General features: G+C 34.6%; 28 protein-coding genes. 12 read left to right on the forward strand and 16 right to left on the reverse strand.

The genetic code is table 11. The annotated features are described in order from the left end of the window. Positions 1 to 323: 323 nt before the first annotated feature. A complete protein-coding gene (locus tag ABWH96_RS01500; RefSeq protein ID WP_375579781.1) occupies positions 324 to 776 on the reverse strand; it encodes a 3D domain-containing protein in 453 nt (150 codons plus the stop codon). Positions 777 to 929: 153 nt separating this feature from the next. Between ABWH96_RS01500 and ABWH96_RS01505 the strand changes: the two genes are divergently transcribed. The 6 genes from ABWH96_RS01505 to ABWH96_RS01530 are packed head-to-tail and all read left to right on the forward strand — an operon-like array spanning position 930 to position 6,994. Next, complete coding sequence (locus ABWH96_RS01505) at positions 930 to 1,499, forward strand: RNA polymerase sigma factor (RefSeq protein WP_375579782.1); 570 nt, start codon at positions 930 to 932, stop codon at positions 1,497 to 1,499. Continuing rightward, positions 1,496 to 2,221, forward strand: a complete 726-nt coding sequence (locus tag ABWH96_RS01510; RefSeq protein ID WP_375579783.1) for an energy transducer TonB — start codon at positions 1,496 to 1,498, stop codon at positions 2,219 to 2,221. Before ABWH96_RS01505 ends, ABWH96_RS01510 begins: the two co-directional genes overlap by 4 nt. Positions 2,222 to 2,223: 2 nt before the next feature. After that, on the forward strand, positions 2,224 to 4,686 hold the full coding sequence (locus tag ABWH96_RS01515; protein ID WP_375579784.1) for a gliding motility-associated C-terminal domain-containing protein: 2,463 nt from the start codon (positions 2,224 to 2,226) through the stop codon (positions 4,684 to 4,686). Positions 4,687 to 4,692: 6 nt separating this feature from the next. Next, on the forward strand, positions 4,693 to 5,466 hold the full coding sequence (locus ABWH96_RS01520; RefSeq protein ID WP_375579785.1) for a PorP/SprF family type IX secretion system membrane protein: 774 nt from the start codon (positions 4,693 to 4,695) through the stop codon (positions 5,464 to 5,466). Next, complete coding sequence (locus ABWH96_RS01525; RefSeq protein ID WP_375579786.1) at positions 5,463 to 6,185, forward strand: OmpA family protein; 723 nt, start codon at positions 5,463 to 5,465, stop codon at positions 6,183 to 6,185. Before ABWH96_RS01520 ends, ABWH96_RS01525 begins: the two co-directional genes overlap by 4 nt. A 32-nt stretch (positions 6,186 to 6,217) precedes the next feature. Continuing rightward, a complete protein-coding gene (locus tag ABWH96_RS01530) occupies positions 6,218 to 6,994 on the forward strand; it encodes a TIGR00266 family protein (RefSeq protein ID WP_375579787.1) in 777 nt (258 codons plus the stop codon). A gap of 33 nt (positions 6,995 to 7,027) precedes the next feature. On the opposite strand, the gene ABWH96_RS01535 is transcribed toward ABWH96_RS01530, so the two are convergent. From ABWH96_RS01535 to ABWH96_RS01545, 3 genes are all read right to left on the reverse strand, one after another. Beyond that, a complete protein-coding gene (locus tag ABWH96_RS01535; protein ID WP_375579788.1) occupies positions 7,028 to 7,366 on the reverse strand; it encodes a DUF86 domain-containing protein in 339 nt (112 codons plus the stop codon). A 3-nt stretch (positions 7,367 to 7,369) separates the two neighbouring features. Beyond that, entirely contained in the window at positions 7,370 to 7,660 is a 291-nt protein-coding gene (locus tag ABWH96_RS01540) for a nucleotidyltransferase family protein (protein ID WP_375579789.1), read from the reverse strand. 218 nt (positions 7,661 to 7,878) lie between these two features. Beyond that, positions 7,879 to 8,526, reverse strand: a complete 648-nt coding sequence (locus tag ABWH96_RS01545) for a DUF4230 domain-containing protein (RefSeq protein WP_375579790.1) — start codon at positions 8,524 to 8,526, stop codon at positions 7,879 to 7,881. 46 nt (positions 8,527 to 8,572) lie between these two features. On the opposite strand from ABWH96_RS01545, the gene ABWH96_RS01550 reads away from it, so the two are divergent. Further along, positions 8,573 to 9,595, forward strand: coding sequence for a radical SAM/SPASM domain-containing protein (locus ABWH96_RS01550; RefSeq protein WP_375579791.1), 1,023 nt, complete (start codon positions 8,573 to 8,575; stop codon positions 9,593 to 9,595). A 205-nt stretch (positions 9,596 to 9,800) separates the two neighbouring features. Beyond that, a complete protein-coding gene (gene gldJ / locus ABWH96_RS01555) occupies positions 9,801 to 11,006 on the forward strand; it encodes a gliding motility lipoprotein GldJ (RefSeq protein WP_375579792.1) in 1,206 nt (401 codons plus the stop codon). Between the two features lie 71 nt (positions 11,007 to 11,077). Here gldJ and ABWH96_RS01560 read toward each other — a convergent pair whose 3' ends face one another. Further along, a complete protein-coding gene (locus ABWH96_RS01560) occupies positions 11,078 to 11,242 on the reverse strand; it encodes a hypothetical protein (RefSeq protein WP_375579793.1) in 165 nt (54 codons plus the stop codon). A gap of 130 nt (positions 11,243 to 11,372) precedes the next feature. Between ABWH96_RS01560 and ABWH96_RS01565 the strand changes: the two genes are divergently transcribed. Next, the gene (locus ABWH96_RS01565; RefSeq protein ID WP_375579794.1) at positions 11,373 to 11,825 is read left to right on the forward strand and encodes a hypothetical protein; all 453 of its coding nucleotides are present in this window, start codon (positions 11,373 to 11,375) and stop codon (positions 11,823 to 11,825) included. Position 11,826: 1 nt separating this feature from the next. Here the strand turns inward: ABWH96_RS01565 and ABWH96_RS01570 are convergent, their stop codons facing one another. The 3 genes from ABWH96_RS01570 to ABWH96_RS01580 form a co-directional block, all read right to left on the reverse strand. Then, positions 11,827 to 13,602, reverse strand: coding sequence for an ABC transporter ATP-binding protein (locus ABWH96_RS01570; protein ID WP_375579795.1), 1,776 nt, complete (start codon positions 13,600 to 13,602; stop codon positions 11,827 to 11,829). Positions 13,603 to 13,611: 9 nt separating this feature from the next. Continuing rightward, on the reverse strand, positions 13,612 to 14,355 hold the full coding sequence (gene truA / locus ABWH96_RS01575) for a tRNA pseudouridine(38-40) synthase TruA (RefSeq protein WP_375579796.1): 744 nt from the start codon (positions 14,353 to 14,355) through the stop codon (positions 13,612 to 13,614). Positions 14,356 to 14,603: 248 nt separating this feature from the next. Further along, the gene (locus ABWH96_RS01580) at positions 14,604 to 14,753 is read right to left on the reverse strand and encodes a hypothetical protein (RefSeq protein ID WP_375579797.1); all 150 of its coding nucleotides are present in this window, start codon (positions 14,751 to 14,753) and stop codon (positions 14,604 to 14,606) included. A gap of 194 nt (positions 14,754 to 14,947) precedes the next feature. Here ABWH96_RS01580 and ABWH96_RS01585 point away from each other — a divergent pair, with 194 nt between their 5' ends. Continuing rightward, positions 14,948 to 15,487 carry a DUF1697 domain-containing protein gene (locus tag ABWH96_RS01585; protein WP_375579798.1) on the forward strand — a complete coding sequence of 180 codons (540 nt, stop codon included), beginning with the start codon at positions 14,948 to 14,950 and terminating at the stop codon, positions 15,485 to 15,487. A 5-nt stretch (positions 15,488 to 15,492) separates the two neighbouring features. Here ABWH96_RS01585 and ABWH96_RS01590 read toward each other — a convergent pair whose 3' ends face one another. The 3 genes from ABWH96_RS01590 to ABWH96_RS01600 form a co-directional block, all read right to left on the reverse strand. After that, positions 15,493 to 17,067 (reverse strand): TonB-dependent receptor domain-containing protein, encoded by a 1,575-nt coding sequence (locus ABWH96_RS01590; RefSeq protein ID WP_375579799.1) that lies wholly within the window; start codon positions 17,065 to 17,067, stop codon positions 15,493 to 15,495. Then, the gene (locus ABWH96_RS01595) at positions 16,997 to 17,521 is read right to left on the reverse strand and encodes a TonB-dependent receptor plug domain-containing protein (protein ID WP_375579800.1); all 525 of its coding nucleotides are present in this window, start codon (positions 17,519 to 17,521) and stop codon (positions 16,997 to 16,999) included. The genes ABWH96_RS01590 and ABWH96_RS01595 overlap by 71 nt, the downstream gene beginning before the upstream one ends. A gap of 70 nt (positions 17,522 to 17,591) precedes the next feature. Continuing rightward, a complete protein-coding gene (locus ABWH96_RS01600; protein WP_375579801.1) occupies positions 17,592 to 18,377 on the reverse strand; it encodes a TPM domain-containing protein in 786 nt (261 codons plus the stop codon). A gap of 124 nt (positions 18,378 to 18,501) precedes the next feature. Here ABWH96_RS01600 and ABWH96_RS01605 point away from each other — a divergent pair, with 124 nt between their 5' ends. Beyond that, positions 18,502 to 19,563 (forward strand): PA0069 family radical SAM protein, encoded by a 1,062-nt coding sequence (locus ABWH96_RS01605; RefSeq protein ID WP_375579802.1) that lies wholly within the window; start codon positions 18,502 to 18,504, stop codon positions 19,561 to 19,563. A gap of 100 nt (positions 19,564 to 19,663) precedes the next feature. Here the strand turns inward: ABWH96_RS01605 and cysN are convergent, their stop codons facing one another. From cysN to cysC, 3 genes are all read right to left on the reverse strand, one after another. Next, a complete protein-coding gene (gene cysN / locus ABWH96_RS01610; RefSeq protein WP_375579803.1) occupies positions 19,664 to 20,956 on the reverse strand; it encodes a sulfate adenylyltransferase subunit CysN in 1,293 nt (430 codons plus the stop codon). Between the two features lie 60 nt (positions 20,957 to 21,016). Further along, positions 21,017 to 21,922: a sulfate adenylyltransferase subunit CysD gene (cysD, locus tag ABWH96_RS01615; RefSeq protein ID WP_375579804.1), complete on the reverse strand. Its 906-nt coding sequence runs from the start codon at positions 21,920 to 21,922 to the stop codon at positions 21,017 to 21,019. 69 nt (positions 21,923 to 21,991) lie between these two features. After that, positions 21,992 to 22,582: an adenylyl-sulfate kinase gene (cysC, locus tag ABWH96_RS01620; protein ID WP_375579805.1), complete on the reverse strand. Its 591-nt coding sequence runs from the start codon at positions 22,580 to 22,582 to the stop codon at positions 21,992 to 21,994. A gap of 184 nt (positions 22,583 to 22,766) precedes the next feature. Between cysC and cysQ the strand changes: the two genes are divergently transcribed. Continuing rightward, positions 22,767 to 23,537, forward strand: coding sequence for a 3'(2'),5'-bisphosphate nucleotidase CysQ (gene cysQ / locus ABWH96_RS01625; protein ID WP_375579806.1), 771 nt, complete (start codon positions 22,767 to 22,769; stop codon positions 23,535 to 23,537). Between the two features lie 164 nt (positions 23,538 to 23,701). On the opposite strand, the gene ABWH96_RS01630 is transcribed toward cysQ, so the two are convergent. Then, complete coding sequence (locus ABWH96_RS01630) at positions 23,702 to 23,911, reverse strand: helix-turn-helix domain-containing protein (protein WP_375579807.1); 210 nt, start codon at positions 23,909 to 23,911, stop codon at positions 23,702 to 23,704. A gap of 3 nt (positions 23,912 to 23,914) precedes the next feature. Beyond that, positions 23,915 to 24,436 carry a hypothetical protein gene (locus ABWH96_RS01635; protein WP_375579808.1) on the reverse strand — a complete coding sequence of 174 codons (522 nt, stop codon included), beginning with the start codon at positions 24,434 to 24,436 and terminating at the stop codon, positions 23,915 to 23,917. Positions 24,437 to 24,457 lie beyond the last annotated feature (21 nt).

Below are 24,457 nucleotides of genomic sequence, written 5' to 3' on the forward strand. Positions count from 1 at the left end.
ATGGCTAACTCCCCCACTTTCGCCATAAGCGAAAAAGCGGGCTGGAGGGTAAAATGGCGGGCAGGCGTTGGCATTAGCGGGTAGCAGCATCATTTTACCTAGATTTTTTGCATACTTTTTCACAATGGAAAAAGTATGAATGATTAAGTTAGTATGAAAATGCAAAAATTAACAACTTAATTCTGCTCTTTGCCACACCATTGTTCAATTCAAATGTGTCATTATATCAATAAGGTTTGCTATTAGCTTTATCGAGGAAAACAAGAAAATTGAAGACAGGAGTTTCAAATATTAATCTATGACTCCTGCCTTTTTATATAATATTATTTCACAGCCTCTTCCGATTCTTTATCAGGTTCAATAGGAACATAAATCTCAACCTGTTGCTTTCCCCAGTTTCTGGCAGCTTCTTCATCAAGACCCATGTAAATATCAATTTTTCGAGTCCATCTCTTATTCATTTTATCCATCACTTTATAAGTACCCTCCAGTCCTTCAATTTTAACCTCAGAATTATGTTCTAAGATGTCCTCATTCAGAAAATCCCTAGAAATGGCGATGGCTTTCATGCCAGGTTTCAAAGTGTCTCCCCATGCTGCAAGGGCAGGATTACCTTTTTTGGTTTGTGCCTCAATAGAATTATAGGCAGTAGCGGTTACTTGAATCGTATCATACACAATGCTCTGAGTTTGCTTTTCTGATTTATTTCCATTCGTATTACAGGCAGTTAAAACTGCTGAAAATAAGATCATTATTACTTTTGTAAATCCTTTCATCGTCAAATCTTTTGTCCTCTTTATTAACTAACGAATATTAAAGCTGTTCAGATTTTTAAGTTCAAGACAGCAAAAGGAAAATTTAATTTATTTCTACAAAGCTGTATCTTTTCACATCTCTATGTATTATAAGGTTAAAAGATTTAGCATAATTTGAATGAACTGGTAAACTATAGCGAAAAATTAATGCAAGATGCCTCTGAAAAAGAATGGATCGAAAGGGCTAAAGAAAACCCAAGATGGTTTCAACCTTTATACGATAAGTATTTTTCGCAGATTTTTAAGTTCCTCTTTAAAAGGCATGCTGATGAAATCATCACAGCTGAGATTTGCTCCGAGGTGTTCTATAAAGCCTTGATAAAAATTTCGACTTATAAAGATAAAGGCCACCCTTTTTCTTCCTGGCTTTACAAAATTGCGCTTAACGAATCTAATCAAGTATTTAGGAAAAAGAAGTATCAACGAGTTGTACCGCTCGATTTATTGAAGTCAGATAATCTTTTTGATGAATTTCCTCTGGAAGATTCAAAGGATCAGCTTGAATTACTTAAAAAAGCTATTCAAACATTAAAGCCTGAGGAATTAGATCTTATCGAACTGCGGTTTTTCAATGAGCTTTCTTTTAAAGATGTCGCTCTTGTTATAAATACTACTGAAAATAATGCTAAAGTAAAGTGTTATAGAATATTGGATAAGCTCAGAATTAAAATGAACGTAAAATGAAAAATCAATACCGATATATAGAACATTTACCCAGCTTATCTGAAGAAGATATTGCAAAACACAAGAATTTTAAGAATATCTTGGACAAGCGAACAGGGGAACTTCAAAAAAGAATAGACACGAGAAAAAAAATCCTTAAAGGAGGGTTGTCTATTGCATTTATTGGGGCCATTGCTTTAGCATTAATAATTTGGGAGAATTATACTTCACAAAAAGAAGGAATCATTGCAGTGGATATTGAAAATTTGGATAATGTAATTTCCGAAAATGAAGCCCAAAAGCTGGAATTGCCTACGGCAAAAAGAGAACAGCAAGATAAGCCGAAGGCAATTACTAATCGAATGAAAACAAAAGAAAAGCCAATCAACAAGCAAACTGAAAGTTCTGAAAAGCCTTCATTTCAAATAGGATATCAGAGAGCATTACCGATAGTTGGAATGGATTCACTTTCACATTATTTAAATCAAAACCTAAACTATCCAGAAGAAGTGGATAAAAGTCAAGTGATTGAAGGAACAGTTAATGTAATCTTCACCATAACAACAGAAGGGAAAGCTTCCAAAATCCAAATCGAAAACTCTTTAGGGGAAGCTTTTGATGAAGAGTGCAAACGACTGATTTCCAATATGCCAAGATGGGAACCGGCTTTAAGAAACGGTAAAGCAGTTGACTCAAAAGTAAGCCTGCAGCTTTCATTCAAAATGGACCAATATAAAGACTAGAGATGAAAAAGCTATCAATCTTAATTTATGCCTCTTTTTATATACAAATGGGCTTAGTTTCTGCTCAAAACTTGCAAAAAGTGGATTCTGCTCAATTATCAATTGAATCAGTAACCAACTCTTTTTGGCTAGATATTGATAATAATAGGAGTCATGAGTTGATTTTGCAATCGGATATAGGAAAGGACAGTACGACCTTAATTTCCTTTAATTGGGAAACTTTAAATGAAGACACACTTTCGACTTCAGTATTCACCACTTTTCCAATTGAAATTGAGGATATGGACAATAATAATCAATTGGATATTATTGGTTTTATAAGAGACAGTTTGAACCAAATACATCTCAATGTTCTATATCAAAATCAACAAGGTTTTGAATCTGGTTTTAAAGCGCAGGTTGATGATATCAAGCAATTCTATATTCAGGATTGGAATAAAGATGGCTTAAAAGATATTATGCTATTGAAAACTTTAGCAGATTCTTTAGAACTGTCAGTCTTGAAAAATAGCGCAAACGGTTTCATTCCAGAAGCCGAGACTTTAATGAAATTACCCAAGCAATCTCAAGTCAACTTTTTGGATATTAATCTAAATGGAAGAATGGATATATTAGCTACTTCAAACGAATCCAACTCACCAATTAGGCCTTTGATTTTCTTGAACCATAAAGATTCCATAGAAGTAAAAGAGTCAAAACTTCCCATAGCCAATTATAAAAGCATCGCTTTGGGCGACTTTAATCATGATGGAAAGATGGATTTTTTCTCTACATACACAATCAATAATGAAAGTGCTCAACCAGCAGTTTTTGTAAATGATAGTGCCGATTTTGAAAATCAAATCTCACTAGATTTTTCTGCTTTCGAAGCTGAAAAGAGCTTTTTAGCCGATTTTAATGCGGATGGATTGACTGATATTTTTATAAAAGACAGTGCAAAATCTGCTATAATTTACCAGTTGGAATCAGGAGGTCAAGAGTATGAAATTATCGAAGATTTCGATATGCAAACTTTTAATTTCTATGATCAAAATAGAGATGGCAAATTAGATATGACTACTATCTCAGAAGCAGATACTGCAGGAACAATCATCTATTATTGGGAAAACCAAACACTCGAAGAAAACCTCCCGCCTTATGTTCCTAACTTTCATATTGCCTTTCAAACTGGAAAAGGAGTGACTATTGTTTGGGATAATTCGGATGATGATCATACCGCAGCTGAAAATATAACTTATGATATTTTTATAGGTCAGAACACTTACAACACAGATTTCTTAGCACCTAATTTTGATATTAATACTTCCAATAGGCTCAAGACTATGCGAGGCAATAACTACTATGGAAACGAACTGAAATTTGATAGTCTCTCTACTGGTACTTACAGTTATGGTATTCAGCCTATTGATAATTCATTAACAAGTAAAGTAATCTCGGGATTATGCCCGCCTGAATGTGGTGGGCGCTATATGGCTTGCGGTAAATTTGAAATCTGTGAATCGATAACTGAAAACCTCATCAAGACCTGTGTTGGTAAAACGCTAACAATAGGAGATTCTTCCACCATGCGACATTGGTATTCAGAAAAAGATGGGTTTTTAGGAACAACTGATACCCTAAGCATTGAAGTATCAGAAGAAGATATTATATATGCCAAAGATGTAGAATTTGTAGACTGTAATAGCTATCAGAGCTATGTTATTCAAATTATAGAGGAATCAGATTTTGAATTTGAAAATGTGGTGTTGTGTGAAGCTGGTGAGCTAGCTTTAGATTTTTCTGAAGAGGCAGATAGTGTGAAATGGTATTCTGCAAATTCAGGTTTTATTTCCAATGAATTTTCAACTAGTATTCTTAATGAAGCTAATGATCAAATATCTTATGAGGCATATTTTAATAGCTGTTTAATTGAGGGGCAATTTTCGGTCAGCTTTGATGAAAGCCAGGTTAAAATTACCAACAATACTACAGAAATAAAAAGGGGAGGAAGTGTTCAATTAAAAGCTGAAGGAGCGGTTGAATATGAATGGTCTCCAACTCAATACTTGAGCCAGCATAGAATTTCAAACCCAGTTGCCTCGCCAGAAAGTACTACTAAGTTTACTGTAAAAGGAATCTCTGCTTATGGATGCGTTTCTTATGATACAGTGGAGGTCAAAGTGATTCAAGAGGCCTTTATTCCAGAATTATTCACGCCCAATGGTGATTCCAGAAATGACCGATTAAAAATATTTGGTCTGATAGATGTAGCTGAATTTGAATTCATAATTTATGACAGAGAAGGAAATATTGTTTTCAAGACAAATGATCCTGAATTAATGAGAAATAGGGGCTGGGATGGAACCAAATCAGGCAATAAAGCAGAAGCGGGCATTTACTATTGGCAAGTTAGGGGGAAATATAATGACGGAGAACCAATTCAACTCAACGGAAAACAAAAAGGGAAGGTCTTATTGAGTAAATAATCCATCATGAAGAAAGCACTTATAACATTATGTTTAGGTATAATAGCAGGGAACTTGTATGGGCAAAATTTTATGCACGCTTTGTATAATTATACACCTAATAGAGTGAATCCTGCTTTTGCCTCTTCCGATGATTATCAAAGCGGTGTTTTCTTATTCAGGAATCAGTCGGCTTATGATGATATTAGCTTTATGACTTCCTATGCGGAATTTAAACAGCCGTTTTTTAATGAGGAGAGAAGATGGTCAGGGCTTTCAATTTCCTTGATGAATGACCAAAGCAATGGAAATGACATTTATACTTTTAATCAAGTCAGTACATCCTATGCAATTAATGTCCCGCTTAAAAAATATTCAGAGATGTCAATTGGGCTGAACACAAGCTTCCAAAGTAAATCGCTAAACACACAGCAATTAACAACTGGGAGTCAATATGTGGAATACTTTGGATTTGATACTAATCTGCCTAGTGGAGAAGGCCAAGGGGTTATTAACAAAAATTATTTTTCATTTGCTTTTGGACTTTTGTGGCATAAGGTAGATCGATATGGTAAAACACTTTTTTCCGCAGGCTACTCATTAAATAATTTAAATAGACCAGAAGACTCTTTTTATGAAAGCAATGTTAATAAGCTGCCATTTTTATCGATGTTGACTGCTTCCGCCACTTTAATGGAAAATTATCAATGGCATATTAAACAAGATTTATTTATAAGGCATAATGGTTCAATAACGGAAGTCGTTTCTGGCCCTCTTTCAGTTATGCGATTGGTAATATGAGAACAGAATCTATCAAAACAATGTTGAGATATTCCACTACAAATAATATAATGCTTGGAGCAGTTTATGAATCAGGGAATTTCGCTTTGGGCGGTAGTTTTGATATCAATATCCTGAAAAACAATATCAGTAATAGTGGCACTTTTGAAGTAATGTTATCCATTAAAAGATTAAAAAGACCAAAACGAAAAAGTAAATTTAGATTCAATTCTGACCCTAAAGAAAAAGATGAAAACGATATTGAGGAGGAGCAAGATGACAATACTAAAGATAAAGAATCCGATGACTTATTAGAAAATCAGCCCGAGCAAGAGGAAGAAAAAGATGCTATAAAAGTAAAAACATCAGCCGGAGTGATTACTTATCTTCCACATGAATTGGAAAACCTAACTTATAATTTTCAGTTTGATTTTGATGATATCAATCTGAGTAAAGAAGATGAAAGTTATATTCGGGATATGACCGAGATTTTAAGGCAAAATGAAAGGGTTAAAGTAAAACTAACAGGACATACAGATGATGTAGGAACAGAAGAGTATAATATGAAACTTTCCTATAAGCGGGCAAAAGAAATTGGAGTTATCTTATACAAAAATGGTGTTCCTAAGAATAAAATCAAGCTAGTGGCCAAAGGAGAAAATGAACCATTAACCACTAATGAAACAAAAGTGGGCAGAGCAAAAAACAGAAGAGTGCAATTGGAATTAGTTTATGAATAATTTACTATTTTAGCTTCATAAACTTTAAAATTATGCATTCACAATCACACGAAGTAGATTACAAAATTTTAGGAGATGGGGTTCAATTAGTTGAAATTGAGTTAGACCCACAAGAAACCGTAATAGCTGAAGCGGGAGCCATGGTTTATATGGATGATTCCATACATTTTGACACCAAAATGGGAGATGGTTCTAATCCCAATGAAGGCTTTTTAGGAAAATTAATGTCTGCAGGGAGCCGGATTTTTACTGGAGAGTCATTATTTATGACCCATTTTACCCATCAAGGTCAGGGAAAAGCTCATGTTGCTTTTGCAGGCCCGTACCCAGGGACCGTCATTGCACTCGATTTAAAGAATCATTACAATAATGAGGTCATCGTGCAAAAGGATGGCTTTTTATGTGCGGCCAAAGGAACTAAAGTTTCCATCACTTTAAACAAAAAAATAGGATCTGGATTGTTAGGCGGGGAAGGTTTCATTTTACAGAAATTATCAGGAAATGGTTTAGCTTTTGTGCATGCAGGAGGGACTGTAATAGAAAAACAATTGAATAATGAAACTTTAAAAGTAGATACTGGCTGCGTAGTAGCCTATGAATCTTCTTTAGATTTTGACATCCAAACCAGTGGAGGAATTAAATCTATGCTTTTTGGTGGGGAAGGAATATTTTTAGCTACTTTAAGAGGTACAGGAAAAGTTTGGTTGCAATCTATGCCGATTAGAAAATTGATACAGGCTATAGCACCATACAGTAAAAATTCCAGAAAAGAAGGAGGATCGTTGTTGGGAGAGTTTTTGGAGAGGTGATTTTTATTGCAGAGGCAGGGCTGCCTCTGCCCATTATTTTTTAATTATCATTTCAAGCCAATGAATAAGTTCATCTAAATAGTATTGAATTATATCCCAAATGATTTCATTATCAACTCCAAAATATTCATGAACAATTCTATTTCGAAAACCTCTTAATCTGTTCCATTCAATTTCTGGATTATTTAATTTAAAGTCTGGATCTATTCTATTGGAAGCCTCGCCAATTATTTCAAAATTCCTTACAACAGCATCTATTGTCTTATCATCATTTTCAAATGATTGGAAATTAAGGTTTTCAGTATATTTCTTTATTTTATATGCCGATTGAAGCATATCTCCTAACAATAAATCTACATCTCTTTTAGACATATTTTAGACATATTTTAATTCCTGTTTAATAGCATTTAGATATTTTGGCTTTATTCCGTTTTTTGAAACTAAATCGACTTTAAACCCAACTGCTTTTTCTAATTCATCTGCCAGATCGATAAATTTAACACCGATTTTCCCATCAAATTCAACTAATATATCTAAATCGCTATTTTCATTTTGATCTTCTCTTGAATAAGAGCCAAAAATAGCCATTGATTTTATAGGATAGCTTCTCAGTAGTTTTTGCTTTTGTTCCTGTAGTATATCTTTTATTTCATTGAGTGTTTTCATACTATAAATTTAACAATTCTTAATAAAACAGGATTCTTTATTATATTATTTAATCTAATGCTTATCATAGTTAGTAAAAAAAGCCAATTTCGAATTATGGCAATTAAGTTCACTATTCTATTTCCATTTTAATTCAATCTTACTCTCATTTTTTTTACTGGCCTGATCTTGGGCATTAACCTTATTTTACCCTTCAAACTTTCCTCTTTTTAAAAGCCCTAATCCAATTCAAATCGAATAGCATCTGGTTTTTCTGAAAATTTCAAAATGACGGTTACCCCAGTAATATTTTCTAAAAAAGGTTTTAAAACGCTATTACTCATCGTTTTGGCATCTGCCAATATGCCTGATTGTAGAGCGGCTTCCTTAATTTGTGATTCTGCTTTAGCATAAACCTCATCTACAAATTCGCCAGCCTTCTTTTGGTCTTTACTAGTTTTCAAATCATAAAATTTACTGTTTTCCAGATTCACTTTATAATAGCAAATTTCGGGCTGTGGTAGGTTTACAATCAAAGTATCTTGCTTTAATTCGATATCTTCTTTTTTAATTTTCTGTAAATCAATGCAAGCAACTGCCTCTCCTTGCGCAATCAAAATCGCCTTTTGATCCTGCCCACCAGGAATATAAAAATAGCCTAAATCCAGATATCGTTTGGCTACATTCTCCATCTCAACTACTTCCTTATAGTTGTATTTCACAAGTTCTAACTTCCCCAATTTTTCGATTTCTTGTAGTACTAAGGTGCTCTCAATTTGAGTACGCTCTGGGGTAGTGAAATTTCCTAACCTTCGTAGCCAGAGAAAGACCAAAAGGACTAGCACAATTATCCAGGGAATTAATCGAATTATTGCTTTAAAGTTCATGGGGATTTATTAAGTTCGTTTTTGCAATATGCAACATCATTGAAATATGCATTTTAAAGATAGCCTTAATCTACTGAAAAAGATAACATTTAAAAAAGCAATGAATACCTTTTCATTGTGGTGGAGCTATCATCAATCCAAAAATGCTGGTTTTTCCAAAATAAAGGGTAAGCCAATTTCAATCGCCATTGAGCCCACAACTTCTTGTAATTTACGATGCCCAGAATGCCCAAGTGGTTTGAGATCTTTCTCCCGACCTGTTGGTATGCTAAAGGAAGATACCTTTGAAAATATGTTGTTACAATTAAAAGAGCATTTAATTTATATGCTATTTTATTTTCAGGGAGAGCCTTATGTTAATAAGAACTTTTTGGATTTGGTCAAAATTGCTTCCAAGCATAATATTTATACAGCTACTTCCACCAATGCACATTTTTTGGATGATGAAATTGCCAAAAAAACAGTAGAGAGTGGTTTGGATCGGCTAATTATATCCATTGATGGGGCGACTCAAGAAACTTATGAATCATATAGAATTGGGGGTAGTTTGGAAAAAGTATTGGAAGGCACACGAAATGTGGTGAAATGGAAGAAACAGTTAAAATCAGCTACACCGCATATCATCTTCCAGTTTTTAGTAGTGAAGCCTAATGAGCAAGATATTCCTCAAATATATAAATTGGCGGAAGAGCTAGATGTGGATGAGGTAAAATTAAAAACAGCTCAGATTTATGATTATAAAAACGGCTCACCCCTAATTCCTGATAATCCGAAATACAGTCGATACCAACTTATGCAAAATGGATTTTATGCCATCAAAAATAAATTATTAAATCAGTGTTGGAAAATGTGGCATAGTTGTGTCGTAACTTGGGATGGAAGAGTAGTGCCTTGTTGTTTTGATAAAGACGCCACACATCAATTTGGAAATTTAAATCAGAGTAACTTTGAATCTATTTGGAAAGGTGAATCATATGAGGATTTTAGAAATAAACTTTTAAAATCTAGAAATGAAATCGATATTTGTACAAATTGTACAGAAGGCACTAAAGTTTGGACAGAAGAGTGAAGCAATAAAGCAAATCCGACAGACGTTTTACTGTAACTGATTTAAAATTATTACATATTGGTCGAATTTGTACTAAAATACTTTAAAATTTCATTTTAATAGTTGAATTTAGTGTTTGGTAAGCTTATATTTACCAATTATTTATATATTGCATTGATATATAAGTAATTAAACAGTGTATATTAAACGAATACAATAACAGGTTATGAAAAAGTTTGTGTTTAGAATCCAAAATGCCATGCTAGTAGCAGCAGTTGCTTTATTGTTTGCTTGCGGCAGTGGCAACCCGACAGCCAAAGGGCCGGGAGTATTGAGTACGGCAACAGGTTTAGAGTATAATAGCGAAGAAGGCTTTCAGGTGGCTGAATTTCGCGGTCAGCCTGACGGGCCTAACTTAGTTTACATTGAGGGAGGTAGAACGGTTTTAGGTTCCTTTGAAGAAGACATCATTCATTCAAGAGATAATATTGAAAGAACTGTAACAGTTTCTTCCTTTTATATGGATGAAACTGAGGTGGCTAACATTCACTGGCTAGAGTTCTTGCATTATGTTAAATTAGATTCCTCACGTGATTATTATGAATCAGTTAAACCAGATACAACAGTTTGGGCTAAGAAATTAGCATATAACGATCCATATGTTGATCATTACTTGAGATACCCAGGTTTTAGATATCACCCAGTTGTAGGTGTGACATGGGAGCAAGCCACAGAATATTCTAAATGGAGATCTGTAATGGTGAATTATAAATTAGCCGAAGAGGCCGGAATTGAAGTTCCAGCAGAATCAGGTGGTAGAATTCCTTTAGAGACAGGAGTTGTTTTACCGGACTATCGTTTGCCAACTGAAGCAGAATGGGAATATGCAGCAACTGCACTTATTGGTACTCAATGGGTGGATGAGGTGCAACTTTATAAAAGAATTTATCCTTGGGATGGTCATTCTTTAAGAAATCCTTACGGAAAAGAAATGGGTTACTTCTTAGCTAACTTTAAAAGAGGCCGTGGTGACTATGGTGGTATTGCAGGTAAATTGAATGACGGTGCATTCGTAACCGATTACATTTATAACTACCCTCCAAACGATTATGGTCTTTACAATATGGCTGGAAACGTTAATGAATGGGTTTGGGATTTATATCGTCCACTATCTTTCCAAGATTTTGAAGATTTAAACCCTGTAAGAAGAGATGGAAGTTTAGATCCTCAAAGTGATTACGATAATGGAGCTAACGACCCTAACGTTATTAACTCTTTAATAAATGATAATATTAGAGTATATAAAGGAGGATCTTGGGCGGATGTTGCTTATTGGCTATCACCAGGTACCAGAAGGTTTATTGAACAAGATTCTGCAACAGCAACAATTGGGTTCCGTTGTGCAATGATTAGAGCTGGCGGAAATAAATAATAGATATTCGTTTAACACAAAAAAGGCTTTCTCATTATTGGGAAAGCCTTTTTTGTGCTATTTGGATTACTTCATCCCCCACAGCCTAAAAATTTCTTAAAGTCCATACCTTCTGGTATGATGCCATTTCTTTCTTGCTCTTCATGCTCCTCTTTTTTTTCTAAGCGTTCTTTTCGCTTTTTGATTGAAGCTGTTTTGTTGTTATTAATTTTATTTTTCTTTTCTTCAGAATCCATATTTTATAAAACGGCTACTACTTGAAGTAGGTTTTCTGGCTTCTAAAATTTAAATACAAGCCCATCAATCATTCTTTTCTTTGTCTTATTCCTGCCTTTTCGTATCTTTTGACTTTAATTATTGAAAAATATGCTCAAGAAAAGAATTTTTGTAGGTCTTGCTATTAGTTTAGCTCAAGTTTTATTGTTTTATGGGGTATATCAATTGCTATTTTTATTTGAACCTTTTTTTGGCGAAGAGGCCAAACGAACTGTTTTTGAAAGTCTATTTTTAGATTGGTTCTTTAATGACTATGTATTGGTTTTTGCCTTACTTATATTCCTACAAAACACCTTAATCGTAATAACCTGGAGGAAAAAATGGACTTTTGGCTTACGAATAATAACCAGTATTTTACATCTGCTTTTTTGGATTCAAAATATGGATACTCTATATAATGAATCTATAATTTTAGGGTTTACAGGGATATTATTGATTTGGCTGGGTCCAGCTTTTGAAACTATTTTGATTACAGCTTTTGGGATAAAACACCCTTATAGAGAAAGGGATTATTACGAAGATTTAGATAAAAAAAAGCTATAGGCTAAGAAGCCATTTCTTTATATTGCATATTATGTAGCTGATGATAAAAACCGCCTTTATCTAGTAATTCTTGATGAGTGCCAGTTTCTTTTATTTCTCCTTTATCCAATACAATAATTTTGTCAGCTTCTTGAATGGTGGATAACCTGTGTGCAATTACTATGCTGGTTCTGCCCTTCATCATTTTTTCAATGGCGTTTTGGATTAATTCCTCTGTTTCTGTATCAACTGAGGAAGTGGCTTCATCCAAAACAATAATTTTAGGGTTATAAACCATGGCTCTAACAAAAGAAATTAATTGACGCTGGCCAACTGACAAGGTAGCTCCTCTTTCCATCACATTATATTCATATCCTCCTGGAAGGCGTTCAATGAACTTTCTTGCCCCTACAAGTTCTGCGGCATCTTTTACTTGTTGTAAACTTATATTCGGATTTCCCAGTGTGATATTATAAAGGATAGTATCTGAGAAAAGGAACACATCTTGCAAAACAACCCCTATATTTTGGCGTAATGCAAATAAATCATAGTCTTGTAAATCTCTTCCATCAAGTGATATTTTACCTTTCTGAATATCATAGAATCTACTTAAAAGATTTATTACTGAGGATTTTCCCGCACCTGTTGCCCCCACCAAAGCCACAGATTGACCTTCTTTAACATCAAATGAGATGTTTTTGAGCACAACCTCTTCATCATTATAAGAAAATTCTACGTTCTGAAAAGAGATATTTCCTTTAATACGTTCTGGCTTATAATTACCATTATTCGGAATATGTTCTTCATTATCCAATAAATTCAATATCCTTGATGAACTAACAATTCCCATCTGCAAAGTATTGAATCGATCTGCTATCAGCCTAATGGGTCTAAAAAACATTTGAATATAAAGTATGAAAGCAATCAACATACCTAAGGTTATCCCTGTTTCTGCTTCATTTACTACTCCTTTAGCTCCATACCAAACCAATAACCCTATTCCAGTTGCTTGAATTACTTCTGCAACAGGAAAGTAAATGGAATAATATAAAACGGATCTTATATTCGATTTTTTATGCTCATTGTTGATTTTTTTGAATTCATCATATTCTCTCTTTTCAGCAGTAAAAATCTGTACGATAGACATACCTGTTACATGCTCTTGCACAAAGGAATTTAAATTAGAAACTGCATTTCTTACTTCATTAAAAGCGACTTTAACTTTTTCTTTGAAAATATAAGTACTGAGAAAAAGCAATGGCAAAGTAGCTAAAGAAACTAAGGTCAATTTCCAACTCATAGCAAACATCATCCCTAAAATGAACAATATTTGAAGTATATCACCTATCATTGCAGCTAGTCCTTGACTAAAAACATCCGAAAGCGTTTCCACATCGGATACATTTCTAGTAACCAAGCGGCCTATCGGGGTTTTATCGAAAAATTTTAATCTTAAGCTAAGCAGATGTCGATATAACTTCAATCGGATATCACGAATAATGAATTGACCCAACCAACCTGATAAATAAGTATGACCGTATTGAACAATAGATTGCATCACTAGTAAGCCTACTAAAATGATGGTCATATTGATTAATCCTTGAAAATCACCATTTGCAATGGGGTTATCAATGGCTTTTTGAATAACGAAAGGCCTTGCTGGAGCTAAAACAGCTAAAGCTACGGTTAAGAACACCAAAAAATAGAAACGGCCTTGATAGGGCTTCACGAATTTATACAAACGCCTCAGAACGTTGGTATCAATGATATTTCCGCTTTTTATATTGTCTTTCTTCACTTCCCGCTTTTATAAATAAATATCCTCAGGATACAGAACTTCAGTTAAATAAAGTCCGTGAGCTGGAGCTGCTCTACCCGCTGATTTTCTGTTTTTAGTTTTTATAATAATTTCAAAATCTTCTACTGTGATTTTGTTTTGCCCTACATCCAATAAAGTACCTACTATTGCCCTCACCATTCCACGCAAAAATCGATTGGCTTTGATGTGGAAAACCAAAGTTTCTTGTTCTTGTTTCCAAAAGGCTTCAAATATATCACAATTGAATGTATAAACATCTGTTTTCACTTTGCTAAAGCTCTCAAAATCTTGATAGTTCAAAAGCTTTTTTGAAGCCAAATTCATTTTCTCAATAGACAATTCTTGAGTAAAAAAATAGGCTTGATTAATAGCAAAGGGATTTTTCTCTGTCACAATATGATATTGATAAGCCCTTTTAACAGCATCAAAACGGGCATGAGATTCTTCCTTAACTCTATTAACATGCTTTAAAGCTACGTCATGAGGGAGCATTTTGTTGGCTTTATATAGCAATTGCTCAGCTTCAATTTCATCTGATAAATCAAAGTGGAAAACCTGAGCAGTAGCATGTACCCCACTATCTGTTCTCCCACTTCCAACAATTTCTGTTTTTTGATTTAAGACGGTAGAGAATACTTCTTCTACTTTTTGTTGAACACCTAATGCGTTTGGCTGTTTCTGCCATCCGTGGTAGTTAGTTCCTTTATATGCTATGGTGAAAAAATATCTCATAAAAATGAAAGACAAATTTAAAGGAATTTATAGGAGAGAAATAGTTTTTTGGAAATCTATATGTCGATAAATTAATTAAATTATCCAGTATGACGGTGCTTCTATTAATCGAACTCAGGTTTTTAAGACTTTTAGACAAGCTTCAATAAATCCGTAAGGATATTTCTCATCATATTTTACAGTCTCTGACTTAAACCAGCAATTTTCAAATTATGATTTTTGAGTTTCTACGGAATTATAGAAGTAATTCATTTGTAAATCGACAATATAGCTTTTTGATTTCTAGGTTTAGGATTTTTAAACTCTTTATCTTCTAATAATTCCATCTTCTCTTTTTGATAACTTACCGTAAAGCCGATAATGAGTAATACAATAACTATTAATGCTAAGTTTTTCATAGTTAAAAATTTATAGTTTTTAAAAAACCAAGCTATGTTGCTTGTTCACTATGAGATCAATGTTTTTATAATATGTTACCTATTTTTTTCAAAAACTTTATAATCTTATGCATATAAAAGGATTAGTATTAGGTCTAAATTAGATATTATAAGCTTTTCAGCTAACTTCAATATTATTCTATAAATTTATCTTTATGAATATTAAAATTGCAATTCTAAGAGGGATAAATGTAGGTGGGAAAAGAAAAATCCTAATGGCTGATTTGAAAGAGCTAATGGGAACATTAGGCTACCAAAACATCCAAACCTACATTCAAAGTGGAAACCTTATTTTCAATGCAGATGATAAGCTTCAAAATAAGGGAATAGAACAAGAACTTGAAAATGCCATTTTGAAAAAATTCAGTTTTGAAGTTCCTGTTATAGTTTTGTCAAAAGATAACATTGAAAGTGCTTTAGCTAAAAATCCTTTTTATAAAGCAGATGCTGATATCAACAAATTACATCTCACTTTCTTAAATGAATTGCCTGAAAAAGATAAATTAGCTTTTGTTGAATCTTTGGATTTTGCACCCGACCAGTTTAAAATAATAGGAAAAAATGCATTCATTTATTGTGAAGACAGTTACCACAAATCTAAATTGACGAACGACTTCTTTGAAAAGAAACTGAAAGTAAAGGCTACCACAAGAAATTGGAAAACAGTATTAAAGCTATGGGAGCTGAGTAAATAATCAACTCATAACTTCCACTTTGCCCCTATATAGAAATTTCTTCCTGGAGCTGGCTGATAAAACCTTCCCCCAAAAGCATTCAAATCATTACCTAGACTGTAAGTAGTGTTGAGAATATTTTCCATTCCTCCGAAAAAGTTCAATTTCAAGGAGCCTGGCACTTTGAAATCAATATTAGCATTCAGAAGGTGGTAAGAATCAGCAAAAATTTCATTGTCATCTGTCAAAGGTGTTTCGCTTACAAAACGGTAATGAAGATTTAAATTCAGCCTTTTTGCCATAACAAAATTTAGGGTTTGATTGAGAGTGTGTTGTGGAACTCCTGTTAACAGGTTTCCTGAATAATCTTCTTCTCGTTTTTGATAATCATTAAATGTGAATTCATAAAAATTATAGCTTGTTCGGCTATTGATTTGATTGAAAAATTCTTGCTGCTTATCATACCAATTAATATTTAAGCCCCATTCCGTTCCCAATTGATTTGTGGCTCCTGCATTTTGAAATAGTACTACCCCATTTTCATTTGTGTAAGTCGTGATCGTTTCCCTTAATGAAGAGTAGAAAAATGTGGCATCCAATTGCACTCTTTTACCATAATATTTGTGTCCTAGCTCATAAGTTCTGCCCCTTTCAGCTTGCAGGTTTCTGTTGATACTACCCTCATTGGTTCTGATTTCATCTAATGTTGGGCTGGAAAAACCTTCACTTAATGAAGCAAAGGTCATATTTACTGGAGACCATTGATGCTTTAAAGCAATTCTCGGAATAAGCTCATTCTCGAAATTTCTGTTGAATTCGAACGGTTCTGCAAAGGCATTGACCCTTCGATTCACTTGGTATTCGAGCAAATTGCTGCTTAAACCCAATGTTAATTCCCATTTTTGATATCCTAATTGAGTTTGCAAGAAAAACAATTTTCTATCGATATTTAAGTCATCAGCAAATCGGATAGTATCTTTTTGACCATCAACATTTCCATAATTATTAGCTGAATTATCCGCATATTGCCATTCTAAACCAGCATCCCATTGCCAATCAATAGTTTCTAAATTCATATCATAAGTCCATTGATGCCGCAATGCAACTTCTCTATTTTGATCTTCTTTATAGTCCAAAATGAAAGGATTCTGAAACCAAGTATAAGTACCTGCAATATGAGTAGATTGACTTAAGTTTTCGCCAAAAAAACTAGTGTAGCCAACTCCATAAAAAAGGGTTCTTTGGTCGATAGAAGAATTTTGAGGTGCACTTCCTGCCCGGGCTTGAGTTAGGTCTTCTGTAAATTGCTCAGCGGTTAATCCTCCAGGAATTTCATAAAACAAATCATTATACAAAACATGGAAATCTAGCTGGTGATTTTCATTGATTTGATATCGTGAGGAAAGTTGGTAATTCTGCCTGTCCAAAGCATTATGATCTCTAAAACCATCATTTTGTTGGTGGTCAAAAGCATAAAAAGTTTTCCATTTTCCAGATTCAATCTGTCCTTTAACACCAGCATTCAATTGATTAAAACTTCCTCCTGATACTTGAATTTGCAGTGGACTTTCTTGCTGTGAAGGAAAATTGTTGATTTGCATTACTCCGCCCAATCCTGCACCAAATAAACTGCCAGCACGGACCTTTCACTACTTCCAATTCCTGCATTTGGGTATTGCTTAGCAAATTTAAAGCTGTAGAGCCATTTGCTTCTGTAAAAGGCAAGCCATTCCAATAAACTTTTACATCGCGAACTCCAAAAGGTGATCGAATTGAACTCCCTCTAATGCTGACTCTGTAGCTAGCAATCGCTCTTTGTTCCAAATTAACTCCAGGCAAAGTATTCCAAGCCATTACTGGATCATTGGGGGAGAAATTATCCAATTCTTTAGGGCTTAAATAAGCAATTGGCGCAGATTGTTTATTGATTTGTTCTCCTTTGCTAAAACCGGTCACGGTTACGACTTCCAAAATGGAGTCATTTTTAATTTCTTGGGCATAGCTTAAGCTAACTAAGTTTAAAAAGCAGGCGAAAGCAATTAGAAATTTATGCATGGAGATTATTAAAAATGATGAGTTATAGCTTTACAACAGCTCAAAATTAAAAGGGTTTTGATTATGTTGGTTACCAACTTCCGCTAGCACCGCCACCTCCGGTCATACCCCCACCGAAGCCACCAAAGCCACCGCCTCCACCGAAGCTACCTCCACCAGAATTGAAGTCGCCAAAAGAACCGCCATGACTCCTGCCACTTCCGCCTAAAAGCATCATCATGGTTAACATGCCCATGCTTCCACCACCCATATGGTGATTTCTAACCCTTCTGATACGAGAAATGATGGTAATGATGATAAAGAAAAAGATTAAAAATGCACCCAAACCAATTCCCTTACCTGCATCATTATTAGCTATTTTATCAGCTGTGTATTTTCCAGCTGCCAAATCGAAAATAATAGTAGTAGCTTCATCCAGACCTTTATAATAATTACTATTTCGGAAAGCAGGTTTCATATATTCATTGATGATGGTACTTGCCGCTCCATCAGGAACTACATCTTCCATACCATAACCAGTACTAATATCCATTTTTCGATCCTGAATAGCTACTGAAATTAATAAGCCATTATCTTTGTCTGCCTGCCCTATTTTCCATTCTTCAAATACTGCTACGCCAAATTGATTGGGAGTATACTGACCATAAGTAGGCACTATTAAAATAGCAACTTGAGATGAAGTGCTATCATTATAAGCTACAAGTTTACGTTCCAATTGTTGTTGTTCCCCTTTGCTCAAGGTATTTGTTAAATCATTCACCAACTTTGGAGGATTAGGTCTTGGCGGGATTTCATCTTGTGCAAAAAGTGTTGTTGCCAAGAATAATGCTATTATGGAAAAGTATATATTTTTCATCCTATATATTTACTGTATTTTAAACCTCTAAGTTACAATTGAAAGATTGTTTTAGAGAATATTTCACTTAAATATATAGCTATTATATTTAGTAATATACTAACATAATTAGTATTTTAGCATTGTGAATTCTTCCCAAAACATAAAAGGCAGAGGTGCGCAACAGCAGCTTTCCAATTCTTTTTCCAAACAAGAATTTACTACCGAATGGGATGAGGGAGTGGATGAATATACGCATTTGGATAAACCCACTACTCAAATATTTTACGAACATCCGAAAAAAATCATCAATAAAGTCAGTAGCCCCGATGTAGGCATGGATTATTCCATAAACCCCTATCAAGGATGTGAGCATGGTTGTGTTTATTGTTATGCCCGAAACTCGCATGAATATTGGGGCTGGGATGCCGGTTTGGATTTTGAATCAAAGATTATCGTAAAAAAGAATGCTGCTGAATTGCTAGAAAAGGAACTTTTAAATCCTAACTGGAAAGTAAAGCCCATTGTGCTTTCCGGTAATACCGATTGCTATCAGCCATTGGAAAGAAAGCTTAGAATTACCAGAAGTTTATTGAAGGTAATGGCGAAATATCGACATCCGGTGGGAATCATTACCAAAAATACGGGCTTTTTAGAGGACTTGGACATACTGGAGGATTTATCAAAAGACAATTTAGTGCGAGTCATTTTATCCATTACAAGCTTGGATGAAAAGCTAAGGTCTGTCTTGGAGCCCAGAACAGCTTCTTCCATAAAAAAACTACAAGCCATTAAAATTTTAAGTGAAAAAGGAATTCCTGTCTCTATTATGAATGCGCCCATTATCCCTGGCCTAAATCATACTGAAATTCCTGAAATCATAAAAAAGGCTTCTGAAAATGGTGCTAAGGATGCAGGCTATACGGTTGTTCGGTTAAATGGAAGAATAGCTGAAATTTTTAAGAAATGGTTGGAGAATTATTTTCCCGATCGATTTGAAAAAGTATGGCATCAAATAGAGAATCTTCATCAAGGAAAAGTCAACGACTACAATTGGGGACAAAGAATGAAAGGAAATGGAGCTGAAGCTGATATGATCAATCAGCTTTTTCATGCATCGAAGAAAAAATATATGAATGGTGGAGGGAAAATTATTTTGGAAACAAGCAAGTTTCGAAGAAATGGAAACTACTCTCTAGGGATTTAAAACTAAATAAAATTCAGAGATCAATATCAGGCTTGATGAAACGTAAATAGTAGAAAACCTTTTCCAAAGGTCTAAACTTTGGAAAAGGTCATATTAGAAATTAGATTATCATTCCAGCACCAACAGTTTGTTGGGTAAATTCATCAATAATAATTAATGAACCGGTATTTCTGTTTTTGCGATAAGCATCATATAGTAATGGCTTAGCCGTTTTTAAAGTGATTCTGGCTATATCATTTGCCCCTACTTCCTTATTTTCTTCATTCTTTTCAAGGGTATTGACATTCACCTTATACTTTACTTCTTTAATGATGGCTCGGGTCTCATTAGTGGTGTGCTTAATGGTATATTTACCACCTAGCTTCAAAGGATCAACATTTAACCAGCAAACCATCAATTCAATATCTTGTCCTTTTGTCGGTTGATTATTAACCTTTGCCAACATATCCCCGCGGCTAATGTCAATATCATCTTCCAAGGTCATGGCAACAGACATTGGTGGAAATGCTTCATTTAGTTCACCATCCATAGTTTCGATGGATTTGATTTTTGAAGTAAAACCAGAAGGTAAAACCACTACTTCTTCTCCTTTTCGGAATATGCCTCCACTAACAGCTCCTGCATATCCTCGGAAATCAGGATGCTCTTTGGATTGTGGACGGATTACCCACTGAACAGGGAATCTACCATCAATTAAATCTCTATCCGAGGCTACTTGAACGTTTTCCAATGTCCACAATAAAGATGGGCCTTTATACCAATCCATATTTTCAGATTTATCTACCACATTATCTCCATTTAAGGCTGAAATCGGAATAAACCTAATGTCTGGAATTTCTAATTTGGCATCAAAGCTCAAATAGTCCTTTTTGATTTGCTCAAAAACTTCCTCTTTATAATCCACTAAATCCATTTTGTTAATACAAACAATAACATGCTTGATTTGCAAAAGGGAAGCAATAAACGAATGTCTTTTGGTTTGCTCAATTACTCCTTTACGAGCATCAATTAAAATAATGGCAAGGTTAACGTTTGATGCACCTGTTACCATATTTCGGGTATATTGCACATGGCCCGGAGTATCGGCTATGATAAACTTTCTTTTTGGCGTAGCAAAATATCGATATGCCACATCTATTGTAATGCCTTGTTCACGTTCGGCTTTCAAACCATCCGTTAATAAAGCTAAGTTAACGTGCTCATCACCTCGGTTTTTACTTGATTGTTCAACCGCCTCAATCTGATCTTCAAATATTGATTTGGTATCGTACATCAAACGACCGATCAGTGTACTTTTTCCGTCATCTACACTACCTGCAGTGGAAAATCGCAGTAAATCCATGTCTAAGTAACCTGCTGTGTCTATTTTGTTATATTCTTCTGTATCTCTCATCTATAAATAATGTTATAAAATCTTATGTCTGAATTCTTCAGTCTAGATTCTAGTTTCTTTCTAAAAATATCCTTGACGTTTTCTTTCTTCCATAGCCGCCTCAGATCTTTTATCATCAGCTCTTCCGCCTCTTTCCGTTTGTCTGGCGGCAGCAACTTCTTCAATAATTTTATCTAAATTATCGGCATCTGATTCAACAGCACCTGTAATGGTCATACAACCTAATGTTCTGTATCGAATTGTTTTTTCTTCGTATTGCTCTCCATCCAAAAGGGTGTTATATGGGGATTTGGCAATCAATACGCCATTTCTTTTCACCACTTCTCTTTTGTGAGAGAAATAAATACTTGGTAAGTCGATTTTCTCTTTTTTGATATATTGCCAAACATCCATTTCTGTCCAATTGCTAATTGGGAAAATTCGGAATGACTCACCTGGTGCTTTCATTCCATTATAAAGATTCCATAGTTCAGGTCGCTGGTTTTTTGGATCCCATTGTCCGAAATCATCTCTATGAGAAAAGAACCTCTCTTTGGCTCTGGCTTTTTCCTCGTCTCTTCTTCCACCACCAAAAGCCGCATCGTATTGGCCTTCTTCTAGCTTTTCCAACAAAGTGATAGATTGAAGCGTATTTCGACTTGGATTGATTCCTTTTTCTTCAGCTGCAGTTCCTTTGTCAATCGAATCTTGAACCAGCCCCACATCCAAATTTACTTTATATCTTTCCGCTAAATTATCACGGAATTCTAAAGCTTCTGGGAAATTATGACCTGTGTCAATGTGAAGTAATGGAAAAGGAATTTTAGCTGGCCAAAAGGCTTTTTGAGCTAAATGCACCATTGTAATGGAATCTTTTCCACCAGAAAACAAAATGACTGGCTTTTCAAACTGAGCGGCTACTTCACGAAAAATGTAAATAGCTTCTGACTCCAGTTGATCTAAATGTGATAAATTGTAAGATGACATATTTATTAATTCAAAATTTTATTTCTTTTAACAATAATTCCTTTTGCAAAGGATTGCAAGAAGGCTGTTTTAATATTTAATTCTTTCTATAATTGCTTTAACTAATTCCTGATGGCTTTCTTCTAGGCTTTGATTAGCAGTATCCACTGCTACATCTGGGTTTTTCGGTTCATCAAATGGAGCGCTTATTCCAGTAAAATCAGGAATTTCTCCTTTTCTTGCCTTTGCATAGAGCCCTTTTACATCTCGTTCTTCACAAACTTCTACTGGGCAATCAACATAAACTTCGACATAGCCATCACCAATGATTTCTCTTGCCATTTTACGAATGTCTTCCGTTGGGCTAATAAAAGAACAAATTGTTACTAAACCTGCATTCATAAATAATTTAGCCGTTTCAGCCGCTCTTCTTATATTTTCAGTTCTGTCCTCAGGGCTAAAACCTAAATTATTATTTATACCAGTTCGCATATTATCCCCATCCAGCAATTGGGTAAGGAAACCTTCCTCATGTAAGCTGTTTTCAAGTGCTCTTGCTAGAGTGCTTTTACCTGAACCTGACAAACCCACCATCCAAATAATAATGGACTTTTGCTTGAGCATTTTTTCCTTATCAGAACGGCTCAAAATAGTATCGAATATGGGATAAATGTTTTCCAAATTACTATAATTTTTTGCAAAGTTAATAGGATAAAATTATAGTTATAAGCATTTCTTGCGTAATTTTGCAGTTCTCTATAAATATTTAAACTCTATTGGGTTTGTAGGCTAATAGAGGGCGATTTTTGGAGAAAAAAATTTATATATTTTCCTGTTCGGAATTGAAAATCAAGAAGTTTACCTTATGCAAATTGAAAATTTAGTAGAAGAAGTTAAGATTATTGCCAAAAATGGGGGAGCTGCCATCATGAATATTTATACTGATGCAGACCTCAGCCAAGTGGTAGATTATAAAGCAGATGACAGTCCATTGACATTGGCAGATGAAGCAGCTGATAAGGTCATCAAAAAAGGATTGGAAGAACTTTCGGTTCAATACCCAATTCTATCTGAAGAAGGAAAAAAAATGTCCTTTGAAGAAAGAAAAGACTGGAATACTTTCTGGCTTGTTGACCCATTGGACGGAACTAAAGAGTTTATCAAAAGAAATGGTCAGTTTACGGTGAACATTGCATTGATTAAAGATCATTATACAGTAATGGGAGTGATTTATGTTCCTGCTACGGATACCTTTTATTATGGAAGTGAGTTAGGTGCTTTTAAAGAAGAGGGAGGTAAAAAAACTGAATTAAAGGTAAATAATAAAAGTTCAGACAGAGTAGCCGTAAGAAGTGCATCCCATGCTTCACCAGAAGAAGATGAATTATTAGCGAAATATGATGTGAAAGATAGCATTTCAAAAGGAAGCTCATTAAAATTTTGCATGGTAGCAGAAGGAAAAGCCGATATTTATTATCGTCATGGCCCTACTATGGAATGGGATACAGGAGCAGGACAAGCAATTTTAGAAGCTGCTGGAGGGAAAGTTTTTACAGGAAATGAAGAAAAGGAGCGGTTCCATTATAATAAGGAAGACCTTTTGAATGGGAGCTTTTTGTGTTTGGGGTTTGATTAAGTTGGCAGGTTTTCTTGTTGGCGAGTTGACAGGTTGATGGCTGCTTAGGTCAGTACTGTAAGTCAGATCAGGGATGGCTGGAAGTGGGAAGTCGAGATTTGTACGGTTGTAAATAAAAAATTAGGCAGAAAGGTACTAAATTATAAAACTCAATCATTAAAATTCTAATCTTCCTCCTGATACTCCAATAAATCTCCAGGTTGACAATCTAAAGCTTTGCAAATGGCTTCCAAAGTGGAAAACCGGATGGCTTTTGCTTTTCCTGTTTTTAAAATGGAAAGATTCGCTACTGTTACCCCAATTTTATCAGCTAATTCTTTCGATTGCATTTTTCGCTTAGCCAACATCACATCTACATTAACAACTATCGGCATGGCTTATATGGTTAATTCGTTATCCTGAAACAATCGATGTCCCTCTTTGAAAACTTGAGTCAAAATGATGGCACCAAAGGCCAAAAACACATAATTAAATTCAATACCGAGACCAATTTTATCTGGGCTAAGCTTTATGAATTTTATGATGACGAGTAAAACTGAAAGTTGGCTGATTTTATAAAAAGCACTAATATTATCTTTTGTAAATGTTTTAAGGCTGTGAATATTTTTTACAATATCAATTCCATATCCAAGAATATTAAAGAGCAATACAAGAATTATAAGGTATTGCAATACTATGAAGAAGGCTAGCCAAGGGCTAATTGTGGTTAAATCTATGATGCTAAGCCCACTTTGATTTGATACCAGCTCTTGTGATTGAATTATTAATTTTTCCAATGAAAGGTTGTTTAATAAGGATCCAATAAAAATTAAGATTTGTAGTGATGCAATTAAGGCAATTAAAACTCGGAATACTTGCATGATAATCGCACTAGCGGATAAAATGACATTCTTTTTCATAGTCTTAGAATTTAATAATCG

The organism is Marivirga tractuosa, from assembly GCF_042140215.1.
In the GTDB taxonomy this organism is placed as follows: Bacteria; Bacteroidota; Bacteroidia; order Cytophagales; family Cyclobacteriaceae; genus Marivirga; species Marivirga tractuosa_A.

Bases quoted from the DNA above. Each gene is read 5' to 3' on its own strand.
- ABWH96_RS01500 (WP_375579781.1), bottom strand. From the start codon at position 776: ATGAAAGGATTTACAAAAGTAATAATGATCTTATTTTCAGCAGTTTTA.
- ABWH96_RS01510 (WP_375579783.1), top strand. From the start codon at position 1,496: ATGAAAAATCAATACCGATATATAGAACATTTACCCAGCTTATCTGAA.
- ABWH96_RS01515 (WP_375579784.1), top strand. From the start codon at position 2,224: ATGAAAAAGCTATCAATCTTAATTTATGCCTCTTTTTATATACAAATG.
- ABWH96_RS01520 (WP_375579785.1), top strand. From the start codon at position 4,693: ATGAAGAAAGCACTTATAACATTATGTTTAGGTATAATAGCAGGGAAC.
- ABWH96_RS01525 (WP_375579786.1), top strand. From the start codon at position 5,463: ATGAGAACAGAATCTATCAAAACAATGTTGAGATATTCCACTACAAAT.
- ABWH96_RS01530 (WP_375579787.1), top strand. From the start codon at position 6,218: ATGCATTCACAATCACACGAAGTAGATTACAAAATTTTAGGAGATGGG.
- ABWH96_RS01535 (WP_375579788.1), bottom strand. From the start codon at position 7,366: ATGTCTAAAAGAGATGTAGATTTATTGTTAGGAGATATGCTTCAATCG.
- ABWH96_RS01540 (WP_375579789.1), bottom strand. From the start codon at position 7,660: ATGAAAACACTCAATGAAATAAAAGATATACTACAGGAACAAAAGCAA.
- ABWH96_RS01545 (WP_375579790.1), bottom strand. From the start codon at position 8,526: ATGAACTTTAAAGCAATAATTCGATTAATTCCCTGGATAATTGTGCTA.
- ABWH96_RS01550 (WP_375579791.1), top strand. From the start codon at position 8,573: ATGCATTTTAAAGATAGCCTTAATCTACTGAAAAAGATAACATTTAAA.
- gldJ (WP_375579792.1), top strand. From the start codon at position 9,801: ATGAAAAAGTTTGTGTTTAGAATCCAAAATGCCATGCTAGTAGCAGCA.
- ABWH96_RS01560 (WP_375579793.1), bottom strand. From the start codon at position 11,242: ATGGATTCTGAAGAAAAGAAAAATAAAATTAATAACAACAAAACAGCT.
- ABWH96_RS01565 (WP_375579794.1), top strand. From the start codon at position 11,373: ATGCTCAAGAAAAGAATTTTTGTAGGTCTTGCTATTAGTTTAGCTCAA.
- truA (WP_375579796.1), bottom strand. From the start codon at position 14,355: ATGAGATATTTTTTCACCATAGCATATAAAGGAACTAACTACCACGGA.
- ABWH96_RS01580 (WP_375579797.1), bottom strand. From the start codon at position 14,753: ATGAAAAACTTAGCATTAATAGTTATTGTATTACTCATTATCGGCTTT.
- ABWH96_RS01585 (WP_375579798.1), top strand. From the start codon at position 14,948: ATGAATATTAAAATTGCAATTCTAAGAGGGATAAATGTAGGTGGGAAA.
- ABWH96_RS01590 (WP_375579799.1), bottom strand. From the start codon at position 17,067: ATGCAAATCAACAATTTTCCTTCACAGCAAGAAAGTCCACTGCAAATT.
- ABWH96_RS01595 (WP_375579800.1), bottom strand. From the start codon at position 17,521: ATGCATAAATTTCTAATTGCTTTCGCCTGCTTTTTAAACTTAGTTAGC.
- ABWH96_RS01600 (WP_375579801.1), bottom strand. From the start codon at position 18,377: ATGAAAAATATATACTTTTCCATAATAGCATTATTCTTGGCAACAACA.
- cysN (WP_375579803.1), bottom strand. From the start codon at position 20,956: ATGAGAGATACAGAAGAATATAACAAAATAGACACAGCAGGTTACTTA.
- cysD (WP_375579804.1), bottom strand. From the start codon at position 21,922: ATGTCATCTTACAATTTATCACATTTAGATCAACTGGAGTCAGAAGCT.
- cysQ (WP_375579806.1), top strand. From the start codon at position 22,767: ATGCAAATTGAAAATTTAGTAGAAGAAGTTAAGATTATTGCCAAAAAT.
- ABWH96_RS01630 (WP_375579807.1), bottom strand. From the start codon at position 23,911: ATGCCGATAGTTGTTAATGTAGATGTGATGTTGGCTAAGCGAAAAATG.
- ABWH96_RS01635 (WP_375579808.1), bottom strand. From the start codon at position 24,436: ATGAAAAAGAATGTCATTTTATCCGCTAGTGCGATTATCATGCAAGTA.